General features: G+C 73.1%; 15 protein-coding genes. 10 read left to right on the top strand and 5 right to left on the bottom strand.

The genetic code is table 11. The features are described 5' to 3' along the window. Positions 1-120 precede the first annotated feature (120 nt). On the top strand, positions 121-825 hold the full coding sequence (locus IC607_RS14530; RefSeq protein WP_191788139.1) for an alpha/beta fold hydrolase: 705 nt from the start codon (positions 121-123) through the stop codon (positions 823-825). A gap of 3 nt (positions 826-828) precedes the next feature. On the opposite strand, the gene IC607_RS14535 is transcribed toward IC607_RS14530, so the two are convergent. Then, a complete protein-coding gene (locus IC607_RS14535; RefSeq protein ID WP_370526273.1) occupies positions 829-1,629 on the bottom strand; it encodes an ROK family protein in 801 nt (266 codons plus the stop codon). Positions 1,630-1,667: 38 nt separating this feature from the next. On the opposite strand from IC607_RS14535, the gene truA reads away from it, so the two are divergent. Further along, positions 1,668-2,561: a tRNA pseudouridine(38-40) synthase TruA gene (truA, locus tag IC607_RS14540; RefSeq protein WP_191788140.1), complete on the top strand. Its 894-nt coding sequence runs from the start codon at positions 1,668-1,670 to the stop codon at positions 2,559-2,561. Positions 2,562-2,576: 15 nt separating this feature from the next. Here the strand turns inward: truA and IC607_RS14545 are convergent, their stop codons facing one another. Then, the gene (locus IC607_RS14545) at positions 2,577-3,023 is read right to left on the bottom strand and encodes a DUF5709 domain-containing protein (protein ID WP_191788141.1); all 447 of its coding nucleotides are present in this window, start codon (positions 3,021-3,023) and stop codon (positions 2,577-2,579) included. A gap of 39 nt (positions 3,024-3,062) precedes the next feature. Continuing rightward, complete coding sequence (locus tag IC607_RS17545) at positions 3,063-3,362, bottom strand: excalibur calcium-binding domain-containing protein (protein WP_370526274.1); 300 nt, start codon at positions 3,360-3,362, stop codon at positions 3,063-3,065. Positions 3,363-3,476: 114 nt separating this feature from the next. On the opposite strand from IC607_RS17545, the gene IC607_RS14555 reads away from it, so the two are divergent. Together IC607_RS14555 and IC607_RS14560 are read left to right on the top strand one after the other, a co-directional pair. Continuing rightward, the gene (locus tag IC607_RS14555) at positions 3,477-5,159 is read left to right on the top strand and encodes an ATP-binding cassette domain-containing protein (RefSeq protein WP_191788142.1); all 1,683 of its coding nucleotides are present in this window, start codon (positions 3,477-3,479) and stop codon (positions 5,157-5,159) included. 99 nt (positions 5,160-5,258) lie between these two features. Then, positions 5,259-6,224, top strand: coding sequence for an AraC family transcriptional regulator (locus IC607_RS14560; RefSeq protein WP_191788143.1), 966 nt, complete (start codon positions 5,259-5,261; stop codon positions 6,222-6,224). Between the two features lie 27 nt (positions 6,225-6,251). On the opposite strand, the gene IC607_RS14565 is transcribed toward IC607_RS14560, so the two are convergent. Beyond that, complete coding sequence (locus IC607_RS14565; RefSeq protein ID WP_191788144.1) at positions 6,252-6,851, bottom strand: LysE/ArgO family amino acid transporter; 600 nt, start codon at positions 6,849-6,851, stop codon at positions 6,252-6,254. A gap of 72 nt (positions 6,852-6,923) precedes the next feature. On the opposite strand from IC607_RS14565, the gene IC607_RS14570 reads away from it, so the two are divergent. From IC607_RS14570 to IC607_RS14595, 6 genes are all read left to right on the top strand, one after another. Beyond that, positions 6,924-7,859, top strand: coding sequence for a LysR family transcriptional regulator ArgP (locus IC607_RS14570; protein ID WP_191788145.1), 936 nt, complete (start codon positions 6,924-6,926; stop codon positions 7,857-7,859). 230 nt (positions 7,860-8,089) lie between these two features. Beyond that, positions 8,090-8,539 carry a 50S ribosomal protein L13 gene (rplM, locus tag IC607_RS14575; protein ID WP_191788146.1) on the top strand — a complete coding sequence of 150 codons (450 nt, stop codon included), beginning with the start codon at positions 8,090-8,092 and terminating at the stop codon, positions 8,537-8,539. A gap of 32 nt (positions 8,540-8,571) precedes the next feature. Next, positions 8,572-9,060, top strand: a complete 489-nt coding sequence (gene rpsI, locus IC607_RS14580) for a 30S ribosomal protein S9 (RefSeq protein ID WP_191788147.1) — start codon at positions 8,572-8,574, stop codon at positions 9,058-9,060. A 126-nt stretch (positions 9,061-9,186) separates the two neighbouring features. Further along, the gene (gene glmM, locus IC607_RS14585; protein ID WP_191788148.1) at positions 9,187-10,533 is read left to right on the top strand and encodes a phosphoglucosamine mutase; all 1,347 of its coding nucleotides are present in this window, start codon (positions 9,187-9,189) and stop codon (positions 10,531-10,533) included. Positions 10,534-10,548: 15 nt separating this feature from the next. Beyond that, complete coding sequence (locus tag IC607_RS14590) at positions 10,549-11,196, top strand: peptide deformylase (RefSeq protein WP_191788149.1); 648 nt, start codon at positions 10,549-10,551, stop codon at positions 11,194-11,196. 183 nt (positions 11,197-11,379) lie between these two features. Further along, entirely contained in the window at positions 11,380-11,988 is a 609-nt protein-coding gene (locus IC607_RS14595; protein WP_191788150.1) for a hypothetical protein, read from the top strand. Between the two features lie 46 nt (positions 11,989-12,034). On the opposite strand, the gene coaA is transcribed toward IC607_RS14595, so the two are convergent. After that, the gene (coaA, locus tag IC607_RS14600; RefSeq protein ID WP_191788151.1) at positions 12,035-12,982 is read right to left on the bottom strand and encodes a type I pantothenate kinase; all 948 of its coding nucleotides are present in this window, start codon (positions 12,980-12,982) and stop codon (positions 12,035-12,037) included. Between the last annotated feature and the right edge of the window lie 3 nt (positions 12,983-12,985).

Consider the following 12,985-nt stretch of genomic DNA (forward strand, 5'->3'; position numbering starts at 1 on the left):
CACCGAGACCTACCGGTGCCTAAGACGTCAACTCGCCCGCACCATCTACAACACCCTCAACCACAGCCGAGCAGCCCACAGTGGCGCCCTCTCGGCCGCGGCTTGACATAGGAGATTCGCATGGCCGTCCCCGTCGTCCTGGTGCACGGCCTGCGCACGTCGTCGACGATGTGGCGCCCGCAGGTCGACGCGCTGCGGTCGGCGGGCCACGAGGTGACGGCGGTGGACCTGCCCGGCCACGGGCGCAGGGTCGACGAGGAGTTCACGCTCGACGGCGCGGTGGAGACGGTCGCCGAGGCCGTGCACGGCTCGGGCGGCCGGGCGCTCGTCGTCGGACTGTCGCTGGGCGGCTACACGGCGATCGCGCACGCCGCGCGACATCCGGAGCAGGTCGCGGGGCTGGTGGCGGCGGGGTGCTCGACACGGCCGACCACCGTGGTGCTGCGCGGCTGGGAGGTGCTCGCCCGCGGCATCGGCCTGCTGCCGGACCGGGGTGCCTGGCTCAACCAGGCCCTCGTGGACGTGACGCTGCCGGCCGACGGCGCGTTCGACGTGGGCGCGGGGGGCTTCGCGCTCGACGTGACGGTCCCGGTGCTGCGCGCGATGCGGGCGGCGCGGCCCCTGGAAGACCTGGCGCAGGTCCAGGCGCCTGTCTGGGTCGTCAACGGCCGCTACGACCACTTCCGCGCGCAGGAGCGGCGGTTCGTCGCGGCCTGCACGGACGCCCACCTCGTCGTGATCCCGCACGCGACGCACCTGGTCAGCGTGCTCGCGCCGGTCGCGTTCACGCGCGTGCTCCTGGAGGTGGCGGCGCAGGTGGCGTGAGCGTCAGTGGGCGTCACCGGCGCCGCGCGGCAGGTCCCAGGCACGCACGCCGCCGACGATGCCCGCCTGGTTGGGCACGACGACCACGTGCTCGCCGAGGCGTTCGAGCACGGTGGGGGAGATGTTCCGTGAGTTCCCGCCGCCCAGGTAGAGCCGGTCCCAGCGGAACACGGGCCACAGGCCCTCGACGACGCGCTGGACACGACGTGACCACAGGCCGTTGCCGAGGCGTCGACGCTCCGTCTGGCCGACGTACGCGTCGTACGTGACGCCCCACCGCACGGGCGCGTGGGAGAGCTCGAGGTGCGGGGCGAGGCGGCCGCCGTCGAAGAGGGCGGCGCCCAGGCCCGTCCCGAGGGTGAGCATGAGCTCGAGGCCCGTGCCGGAGACCACGCCGGCGCCGTGCACCTCGGCGTCGTTGAGGACGAGCGTCGGCAACGCGAGGCGCTGCTCGACGAGCGCGCGGACGTCGCACCCCGTCCACGCTGCCTCGAGGACGGGGTCGACGGCCGTCCGCGGGCCGGCGCGCGTGACGTAGTGGGGGGTCGCGACGACGACGCCGTGGCGGATCATCCCCGGCACACCGACGGTGACGCGCTGCGCGGCAGGTAGGTCGGCGGCGATCTGCGCGATCGTCTCGACCAGCACGGCAGGGGGCAGCGGGTACGGCGTGGGGACCCGGACCGCGGGTGCGTGCAGCGTCCCGTGCGCGTCGAGCACGGACGCCTTGATCCCGCTGCCGCCGCAGTCCACGGCCAGCGTGTAGGGAGCCACGTCGTGCGCGGCGGCGTCCGGGCGGGTCACAGAGGTCACCGTATCCGCCCGTCGCCTACCGTGGGCGGGTGATCAGGCTGCGCTTGGACCTCGCCTACGACGGCACGGACTTCGCCGGGTGGGCGTCGCAGCCGGGCCTGCGCACCGTGCAGGGCACGCTGGAGGCGGGCCTGGCGACGGTGCTGCGCACGGGTCCGCGGGGCACGCCGGCGCCGCGCGTGACCGTCGCCGGCCGGACGGACGCCGGGGTGCACGCGCGCGGCCAGGTGGCGCACGTGGACGTCGACGACGACGGCCTCGCCGCCGCCCGCGGCCGCAGCGAACGCGATCCGCTCGACGCGCTCACGTCCCGGTTGGCGGGTGTGCTGCCCGACGACCTGGTGGTGCGTCGCGTCGTGACGGCGCCGCGCGGGTTCGACGCGCGCTTCGGCGCGGTCCGACGGCGGTACGCGTACCGGATCTGCGACGACCCGGGCAGCCGCGACCCGTTGGCCCGCGCGCACGTCCTGTGGCACCGGCGTCCGCTGGACGTCGAGGCGATGGCCGCCGCCGCTCGCCCGCTCGTCGGGCTGCACGACTTCGCGGCGTTCTGCAAGCCGCGCGAGGGTGCGACGACCATCCGCACGCTCGAGGTGTTCGGCTGGCGCCGTGACGAGCAGGGGCTCGTGGTGGCCGACGTGCAGGCGGACGCCTTCTGCCACTCGATGGTCCGTGCGCTCGTCGGGGCGGCGGTGGCGGTCGGCGAAGGCCGGCGGCCGGTGGCGTGGCCGGCCGACCTGCTGGCCGGGCGGCGCCGCGACGCCGCCGCCCACGTGGTGGCCGCGCGCGGTCTGACGCTCGAGGCCGTCGAGTACCCCCCGGATGCCGAGCTGGCGGATCGCGCCGCGCAGACCCGGGCGCGTCGCGGCGCGATCGAGGGGATGGCTCAGGGCGCGGCAGCCGACGCGCTCGGCTGCTGCTGACGTCGTCGGGCGAGGTCAGTCCTCGTCGTCGTCGTGGTACCTGTCCTCGTCGACGTACTCCTCCTCGACCAGGTGCACGGCCGCCTCCTCGGCGCTCGCGGCGCCGCCCGAGACGCCCGCATCGAGGGCGAACGAGTCGTTCCCGCCGGCCTCGACGGCCTCGTCGTCGGCGACCAGGCGGCCGGCCCGGAACTCCTCGCGGTCGCCGCTGACCTTGGGACGCTTCTCCCAGACGTCGGGCTCCTCCTGTCGCGCCCGCTGGTCGATCGTCTCGCGGTGCGACTCCTCCCACGCGGTCTCGCCGTAGTGGGTGGCGCGGTCGCGCTGCGGCGGGCTGTAGCCCTCGTCGAGCAGGTCGTCGACGCCGCGGTCGACCAGCGTGTCCTCGCGCGAGAGCTGGTCGGTGTCGCCCTCGCTGCCGAGCTCGGGGTCCTGGCTGGTTCCGGAGGTGTCATCACTCATCCCACGACCTTCGCACCCCGACGCGGGGTCCGCCAGAGGTCAGCGCTCGCAGGCGATGCCGTCCTTGTCACGGTCCAGCTTCTTGTTGGCGGCGTAGAGCGCGGCGCTGACCTTGGGCTTGTACGTCGAGGCCGCGCGGACCTTCTTTCCGTGCGAGGTCTTGGTGTTGTGGACCTTGGAGCTCTTGGCGACGCCGCCGGCGTACTTCTTGTGCAGAGCGGTGCAGTTCTTGTAGCTCGTCGCGTGGGCGGCGGTGTGGACGGGGGCGGCCTGGGCGGCGGCCGCCGGGACGACGAGCAGGGCGGCGGCCGTCACGACGGCGGCGAGGGTGCGGCGCACGAGGACTCCTTCGAGGTGGGTGACGAGAGATGTATCGGCACAGCGGTGCTGTGTGATGACGGCGACGGTCGAAAGGATTCGTCGTGGGGGAGCAGCACCGTCCACACTCATCATGTGGGACACATCGACATCGCAGGCGTGACCTACGTCCTGTCCGACGGACGCCAGCTGCTCGACGAGGTCACGTTCCGGGTGGCGGACGGGGCGCGCGTCGCCCTCGTCGGCCCCAATGGCGCGGGGAAGTCGACGCTCCTGCGGATCGTCGCGGGTGACGAGGCGCCACACGGCGGCACGGTCGGTCGAAGCGGCGGGCTGGGCGTCATGCGGCAGGACATCGGCCGGGTCGACGACGACCGGACGATCCGGGACCTGCTCGCGTCGCTCGCGGCGCCGGCGATCCGGGACGCGGCGATGGAGCTGGCGGCCGCCGAGCTGGGGATCATGACGGTCGACGACGAGCCGGCGCAGATGCGGTACGCGCAGGCGCTCGTCGACTGGGCGGACGTGGGTGGCTACGAGGCCGAGGCGGGCTGGGACCGTGTCACCGACGCCGTCCTGTCGATCCCGTTCGACCGCGCGCAGGACCGCGAGGTCCGCACGTTGTCCGGCGGTGAGCAGAAGCGGTTGGTGCTCGAGGCGCTGCTGCGCGGGCCTGACGAGGTCCTGCTGCTCGACGAGCCCGACAACGCGCTGGACGTGCCCACCAAGCGCTGGCTCGAGGAGCGGCTGGTCGCCTCGGACAAGACCATCTTGTTCGTCAGCCACGACCGCGAGCTGCTGGCCCGCGTCGCGACGCAGGTGGCGACGTTGGAACCGACCGTCGTGGGGGCGTCGGTCTGGGTCCACGGCGGGAGCTTCGCGACGTACCACCAGGCCCGCGAGGACCGCCGCAACCGGCTCGAGGAGCAGCTGCGCCGCTGGGACGAGGAGCACGCCAAGCTCAAGGAGCTCGTGCTCACGCTGAAGACGAAGTCGGCTTTCAACGACGGGCTCGCCTCCCGCTACTCGGCCGCCCAGACCCGCCTGCGCAAGTTCGAGGAGGCCGGCCCGCCGACCGTCCTGGCCCGCGAGCAGCGCGTGCACGTGCGCCTCCGGGGCGGCCGGACCGCGAAGCGCGCCGTGGTGGCGACGCACCTGGAGCTGACGGGCCTCATGAAGCCGTTCGACCTCGAGGTGTGGTTCGGCGAGCGGGTCGCCGTGCTCGGGTCCAACGGATCGGGCAAGTCGCACTTCCTGCGCCTGCTGGCGGGCGGCGGCAGCGACCCCGGCCCCGAGCACCTGCCCGCGGGAGAGACGCCGGTGGCTCCGGTGAACCACGCCGGCCGGGTGGTCCTCGGGTCGCGCGTGCGGCCGGGCTGGTTCGCGCAGAACCACGCGCACCCCGAGCTCGTCGGGCGCACGCTGCTGGAGATCCTGCACCGCGGCGACGACCACCGATCGGGCCTGGGGCGCGAGCAGGCGAGCCGAGCGCTCGACCGGTACGAGCTCGTCGGGGCCGCCGAGCAACGGTACGAGACGTTGTCGGGGGGCCAGCAGGCGCGCCTGCAGATCCTGCTGCTCGAGCTGGGCGGCGCGACCCTCCTGCTGCTCGACGAGCCGACGGACAACCTGGACCTCCACTCGGCGGAGGCGCTCGAGGCCGGGCTGGAGGCGTTCGAGGGCACGGTCATGGCGGTCACGCACGACCGGTGGTTCACGCGCACGTTCGACCGGTACCTCGTGTTCGGTGCCGACGGATCGGTGGCCGAGACGCCCGAACCGGTGTGGGACACGGCGCGCGTGGTCCGCGCGCGCTGACCGCGGCGCCATGCCGACCCGGAGGACGGCTCCGGCGAGCTCCGCAGCACGGCAATCCCTGCAGGGACACGGACTCGGTCCCCGTTGCAGGATCGAGACATGACAGAGACGAACCGTCTGCGGGAGATCCTGCAGCTGGTCGAGGACTCCTTGGACGAGCCCCGTCTCGCCGGCAGCGACCTGGCGCGGCGGGCGTACCTCTCGCGGTTCCACTTCGACCGCCTGGTGCACGCGACCCTGGGCGAGCCGACCGGACGTTTCCGGCGCCGTCTGCTGCTCGAGCGGGCGGCCTACCGGCTGGCCCGGGGGAACGACACCGTCATCGACGTCGCTGCCGAGGCCGGCTACGAGTCCCCCGACGCCTTCACCCGCGCCTTCGTGCGTGCCTACGGCTGCACGCCGAGCGCCGCCCGTCGCGGTGGTCCTCCCGGACCACGTCGTGACTTCCGGCTGCCGACACCGAGCAGCATCCACTTCCACCCGCCCGGCGGGCTCCGCCTGCCGGCACCCGAGAGGAGCGACGCCATGGACGTCCTCACGAAGATGTACGAGCACCACGTCTGGTTGACCGGCCAGATCGTCGACCGCCTGGACGGCGTGGACGACACCGCCCTCGACCGGTCCATCGGGCTGGACGTCGAGGGCATCGACGAAGCCCCGTCGCTGCGCGTCCTGACCGACCGCCTCGTGCGCCAGCTCGAGATGTGGGCGGCGGCCGTCGAGGGTGCGGAAGAGATCCCCGTCGGGGGGACGTCCGTCGGCCAGCTCCGCGAACGCCTCGACGACGCCGAACCGCGATTCCGTGCGGCGGTCGTCGAGCCGGTGCGAAACGGCCACGCCGACGACGCCTTCGTCGACGCGACCTGCATGCCGCCCCAGACGTTCTCCTTGGGCGGGGTGCTGGCGCACGTCCTGACGTTCTCCGCCGTGCGGCGGACGCTCGCGGTCGGGGCACTGGCGACGGCGGGAGTGGACGACCTGGGATCGGGGGACCCGATGGGGCACGTGGGCGGCACGGGCGACGACGCCTCGACGATCTCCCGCACCTTCGTCGAACGCCGCTAGGCCCGGTGGCGGCCCGCCGCTGCACGGTCACGCCACGAGCAGCACCGCGAGCGTCGCCATGACGGCGGCCACCACCAGGTCGAGTGCCCGCCAGGCTGACGGCCGCGCGAAGAGCGGCCGCAGCCCGCGGGCCCCGAAGCCCAGCACGGTGAACCACGCGACGCTGGCGACACCGGCACCTGCCCCGAACGACCACGCGGCCGGGTCGTGCTGGTGCGAGAGCGAGCCCAGCAGCACCACGGTGTCAAGATAGACGTGCGGGTTGAGGAAGGTGAGCGCCAGGCACGTGCTCACGATCGGACCGCGCGCGGCGGGACCGCTGGCTGCGGGGTCGAGCACCGCCGGGCGCCGGGCACGACGCACGGCGTTCGTCGCGAGAACGAGCAGGAACGCGGCACCACCCCATCGCGTCGCGGACAGGACGTGCGGGTGGGACGTCACGACGACGCCCAGGCCGGCGACACCGCACGCGATCAGCAGGAGGTCCGCTCCGGCGCAGACGGCGACGACGGGCAGCACGTGCTCGCGCCGAAGCCCCTGGCGCAGGACGAAGGCGTTCTGGGCGCCGATCGCGACGATGAGCGAGAGACCGGCGAAGAACCCGGCGAGCAGAGCGGTGGTGGACACGGTGGACGACGCTAGGAACCACCAGACATGAAGTCCAGCGCATGTTTCTGAAGATGCATTAGAATCTCTCACATGGCACTGGATGCGGACCAGCTCGCGGCCCTGGCTGCGGTGGCCCAGGAAGGCAGCTTCGACGCCGCTGCCCAGCGGCTTCACGTCACACCGTCGGCCGTCAGCCAGCGCGTCAAGGCGCTCGAGCAGGCCGTCGGCCGCGTGCTCGTGCTGCGCACGCGGCCCTGCCGCGCGACGCCGGACGGTGAGGTCCTCGTGCGGCTCGCGGGGCAGCAGGAGCTCCTGGGCAGGGACGCGATGGCGCAGCTGCAGCCGCCGCGCTCCCGCAACCCGCGCGCTCCGGTCGCCGCCCGCCGACTGGCCGTCGCCGTGAACGACGACTCGCTGTCCACCTGGTTCCCGGCCGCGGTCGCCGACCTGCCGGCGGACGTGCTCCTCGACGTCCGGCGCGAGGACCAGGACCTGTCCGCCGACCTGCTGCGCGACGGGACTGTGATGGCCGCCGTGACGGCTGATCCTCGCGTGGTGCAGGGATGCCGGGTGCAACGCCTCGGCGCCATGCGCTATCTGGCCGTCGCCGCAGGTCAGCGACGTGCGCAGTGGTTTGGCGACGGGGTCGGTGCGGAGGCGTTCGCCGCGGCGCCGTTGCTCGCGTTCAACCGGGAGGACGGGCTGCAGGAGCAGTTCGTCGCGAGCGTCGTCGGGCGGCGCACCGTCACGCCGAACGTGCACCACGTCCCCTCGCAGCAGGCGTTCGTCGCGCTGATCCGCGCCGGGCTGGGGTGGGGGATGGTGCCCGAGGCCGCCGCACGCGAGCTCATCGCGGCCGGCGACGTCGTCGAGGTCAGCCCCGGCCGCCAGCTCGACGTCCCCCTGTACTGGCAGCACTGGGCGCTGCGCACGCCCACGCTCGACGACCTGACCGAGCGCGTCACGCGTGCCGCCGCGGCGGCACTGCGGCCGGTGCGCCGGCACGGGCCGCCGTCGGCGCGTTGATCCCGCGCGCGGAGGACCCTGATTTTGACCGTCCGCGGAGCCCCCGGGTAATCTTGTGAGTCGTTGTGCGTCCCCGAACGCTGGCCGGTGTACTCAGCACCCGCCGCGTCGGCAGGGCAGGTGATCCCACTCGCCGGTCCGCGGATGCCACCGACCAGCCATCATCGGCACACCCGCGGCTTGCGGGTGCTCGCCGTGACACGACGCAACACGAAACGAAGGCTACGACCGTGCGCACGTACACCCCGAAGCCCGGCGACGTCGAGCGGAACTGGTACGTCATCGACGCGACCGATGTCGTCCTGGGCCGCCTGGCCACTCATGTGGCCACGTTGCTGCGCGGCAAGCACAAGGCGACCTACGCTCCCCACGTCGACGGCGGTGACTTCGTCATCGTCATCAACGCGGAGAAGATCGCGCTGACCGGCAACAAGCGTGAGACCAAGCTCGCGTACCGGCACTCCGGCTACCCGGGCGGCCTCCGCGCCACCACGTACAAGGACCTGCTGGACAAGAACCCCGAGCGGGCGATCGAGAAGGCCGTCGCGGGCATGATCCCCAAGACGAGCCTCGGCCGTCAGCAGCTCGGCAAGCTCAAGGTCTACGTGGGCGGCGAGCACCCCCACGCGGCCCAGCAGCCCCAGCCCTTCGAGATCACCCAGGTCGCGCAGCAGGCCTGAGGCCGCAGCGCGTAGAGACGACAGGAATCACCGTGGCAGAGACGACGGTCGACATCGACCTCGAGGGCGACGAGACCCCCACCAGCTACACCTCCGAGACCGCTGCGCCCACCGGCCGCGGCCAGAGCATCACGGCCCCCGGCCAGGCGCTCGGTCGTCGCAAGGAGGCCATCGCCCGCGTTCGCCTGGTGCCCGGCACCGGCGAGTGGACGATCAACGGGCGCAAGCTCGAGGACTACTTCCCGAACAAGGTTCACCAGCAGCTGGTGAACTCCCCGCTGAAGCTCGTGGACGTCGAGGGTCGCTTCGACGTCGTCGCGCGCATCACCGGTGGTGGCGTCTCCGGCCAGGCCGGTGCGCTGCGCCTGGGCATCGCCCGTGCGCTCAACGCGATCGACGCCGAGCACAACCGCCCGGCGCTGAAGAAGGCCGGTTTCCTGACCCGCGACGCCCGCGTCGTCGAGCGCAAGAAGGCCGGTCTCAAGAAGGCCCGCAAGGCTCCGCAGTACTCGAAGCGCTGATCCACGCGCCTCGCACGATGGCCCCGGCCGGTCGCACGACCGCCGGGGCCATCGGCATGTCCGGATGTACCGGCACACGTGCCGCCGCAGGACTAGCGTGCTGCGGGAACGACGAAGGGGTCTGACATGGGTCAGCTGTTCGGGACCGACGGGGTCCGTGGGCTCGCCAACCGCGACGTGACGGCCGAGCTCGCGCTCGACCTGTCGGTCGCGGCCGCGCACGTCCTGGGGAGCCGAGGCGAGTTCGTGGGGCACCGGCCGCGGGCCGTCGTCGGGCGCGACACGCGCATCTCCGGCGAGTTCCTGGCGGCGTCGGTGGCTGCGGGTCTCGCCTCGGCGGGTGTCGACGTGCTCAACATCGGCGTGCTGCCCACCCCGGCCGTCGCCTACCTGACGGCGTCGCTCGGCGTCGACATCGGCGTGGTGCTGTCCGCCTCCCACAACGCGATGCCCGACAACGGGATCAAGTTCCTGGCGCGCGGCGGGCACAAGCTCGACGACGACCTGGAGACGGCGATCGAGGCGCGGATCGGCGAGGAGTGGGAGCGGCCGCTCGGCGGTGACGTCGGCCGGATCCGGATCGACCCGGGCAGCGCCGGGGCGTCGTACGTCGAGCACCTCGTCGGCACCATCGACACACCGCTGACGGGTCTGCGCATCGCGGTCGACTGCGCCAACGGCGCGGCCAGCGAGGTGGGTCCGGCGGCGCTGCGGGAGGCCGGCGCGGACGTCGTCGTCATCAACGCGTCCCCGGACGGCCGCAACATCAACGAGAAGTGCGGTTCCACGCACCCGGAGCAGCTGCAGGCGGCCGTGGTCGCGTCGGGTGCCGACCTCGGCGTCGCGTTCGACGGGGACGCCGACCGCTGCCTGGCGGTCGACGCGTCGGGCGTCCTGGTCGACGGCGACCAGATCATGGGTGTGCTGGCGGTCGCGATGCGTGACCGCGGGGAGCTCGTCGAGGACACCCTGGTCACCACCGTCATGAGCAACCTGGGTCTGCGGCTGGCGATGCGCGACGCGGGCATCGCGACCGTCGAGACGGGGGTGGGGGACCGCTACGTCCTGGAGGCGATGCGGGCCGCGGGCTTCAGCCTCGGTGGCGAGCAGTCCGGTCACATCATCATGGCTCGCCACGCCACGACGGGCGACGGTGTCCTGACCGCGCTGCAGCTCGCCGCACGCGTCCGGGCGACCGGCCGGCCGTTGCACGAGCTCGCGGGCATCGTCCGGCGTCTGCCGCAGACCCTCGTCAACGTCAACGGCGTCGACAAGGCGCGCACGGACGACGGTGTGCTCGCCGACGCAGTCAAGCGGGCCGAGGCCACGCTGGGCGACACCGGGAGGGTGCTGCTGCGTCCGTCCGGTACGGAGCCGCTGGTGCGTGTCATGGTCGAGGCCGCGACCCAGTCCGCCGCCGACCGCGTGGCCGCCGAGCTCGCGGACGTGGTCCGCGACCGGCTCGCGCTGTAGCTGTCGAGGGCTGACGTGACCGATCGTGACCGCGCCCTGCGGGAGCTCGCGCTGCGCCTGCTCGACGACGCGGGGGCCGGGTCCGCACCCATCGTGCGTGCGGGCCACCCCGCCCTGCGCGGTGTCGCCGTGCCCTACGACGGCCAGCTGGACGACGACGAGCTGGCGGGTCTGCTCGCGCTGCTGCACCGCACGATGCGGGCCGCCCCGGGGGTCGGCCTGGCCGCGCCGCAGGTGGGTCTGCCGCTGGCGATCGCGGTGGTGGAGGACCCCGGTGTGGCGTCGCAGGAGGTGGCTTCCGTGCGCGAGCGTGTGCCGCTGGAGTACCGGGTGCTGCTCAACCCGGCGTACGAGCAGGTCGGGGACGACCGCGTCGCGTTCTACGAGGGCTGCCTCAGCGTGCCCGCGTACCAGGCGGTCGTCGCGCGGTGGCGCGCGGTGCGCCTGACGGGCCAGGACGAGCACGGCCGGGCGCTCGACGAGGTCGTGACCGGGTGGCCGGCGCGCATCGTCCAGCACGAGACCGACCACCTGGGCGGGATGCTGTACCTGGACCGTGCCGAGCTCCGGTCGCTCGCCGCGGCCGACGAGACGGGCCTGCGATGGGCGTCGCAGCCGCGTCCCGAGCTCGCCGCCGAGGCGCTGGGGTTCCCTCTGCCCTGACCATGGGACCGGTCACAGTTTGCTCACGATCGGGTCGCGAGGCCTAACGATCGTGCATCGAACGGGTGAATGGACGTCACCCGCTCGTACGCTCGGACGTGGGTCGGCGCCGTCGCCACCCTCCACCACGTGGCACCCGCTCGGAGCGGGTTCCTCGTCGCGCGCCGGGAAGGAGAGGGCACCATGGCCACGCGTCGCGCTGTCGTCGCCCTGCTCGGCGCGTGCACGCTCGGGCTCCTGGCGGGGTGCAGCGCCGACGACGGCGGGGCCGACTCCGCCGGGTCGTCGGCGGCCGCCGTCGTCGCACCCGCCGCGGACTGCCAGTCTCCCCAGGTCCTGGACGCGCTGGGCCTGACGCCCGCGCCCGGTACGGCCGCGACGACGCCCTCGTCCGCGACGCCGCACCCGGACGCACCCTCGGAGGGGACCGTGCCGCGCACATTCGTCGCCGTGAGCGCGCTCGCGTGCACGCCGGGCGGCCAGCTCACCGACTCCGCCGGGACGTGGAGCTCGGTGCAGGCCACGAGCCGCGACGGTGACATGACGGCGCTGAAGTCGGCCCTCGAGCTGCCGTCGCGCGAGTCCACCGACACCGCCACCTGCGACGACGTGCCGCTGCAGCTGTGGCTCGTGGATGCGCTCGGCCGGGCCGTGCGCGTCCAGGTGCCCACGGACGCCTGCGGCGTCGGGCCACGTGCGGAGGTCGGCAAGGCCCTCGCGGGTCTCACGACCACGGACACCGCGACCTACCCGGTCGGGCTGCTCGTCCCGTCGTCGTCCCCGAGCCCGTAGGCCTCAGGTCTCCGACCCCTAAGCCTCAGGTCTCCGACCCCAGCCCTCAGATCTTGCGCAGCCGCACCCGCTCGACCGAGTGGTCGCGTCCCTTCGTGAGCACCAGGTCGGCGCGGCTGCGCGTCGGCAGGATGTTCTGCTCGAGGTTCGGGGCGTTGATGGTGTCCCAGATGCGCTCGGCGCGTTCAACGGCCTCGTCGTCGGACAGTGCGGCGTACCGGTGGAAGTACGAGTTCGGGTCCGCGAACGCGGTGCTCCGCAGCGACAGGAACCGGTCGACGTACCACTGCCGCACGTCCGGCGTGCGGGCGTCGACGTAGATGGAGAAGTCGAAGAAGTCGCTGACCGCGAGGTTGGACGCGCCCTCCGTGCTGGGTCGTGCGGGCTGCAGCACGTTGAGACCCTCGACGACGAGGACGTCGGGCCGCTCCACGACGATCTCGCGCCCGGGCACGATGTCGTACGTCAGGTGGTCGTAGACGGGGGCCCGGACCTCGGGCCGTCCGGCCTTCACCTTGGAGATGAACCGCAGCAGCGCGCGCCGGTCGTACGACTCCGGGAAGCCCTTGCGCTCCATCAGACCGCGGCGCTCGAGCTCGGCGTTCGGGTAGAGGAACCCGTCGGTGGTGACGAGCTGGACGCGCGGCGTGGCGGGCCAGCGGGCCAGCAGCTCGCGCAGCAGGCGGGCGGTCGTGGACTTGCCGACGGCCACCGAACCGGCGACGCCGATGACGAAGGGCGTCGCGACGATGTCCTCGCGCAGGAAGGTGCTCGACGCCTGGTGCAGGCCGCGCGTCGCCTCGACGTAGAGGTCGAGCAGGCGGGAGATGGGACGGTAGATCGCGTCGACCTCTGCCAGGTCGATGGGGTCGCCCAGACCGGCGAGCCGCTCGACGTCGGCGTCGGTGAGCGGCAGGGGCGTGGAGGCCGACAGGCGTGTCCACGCCTCCCGGTCGAGGTCCACGTACGGCGTGGACGGGGTCAGCGCGGGCACGGT

This window comes from Cellulomonas sp. JH27-2 (genome assembly GCF_014837175.1).
Classification (GTDB): domain Bacteria; phylum Actinomycetota; class Actinomycetes; order Actinomycetales; family Cellulomonadaceae; genus Cellulomonas.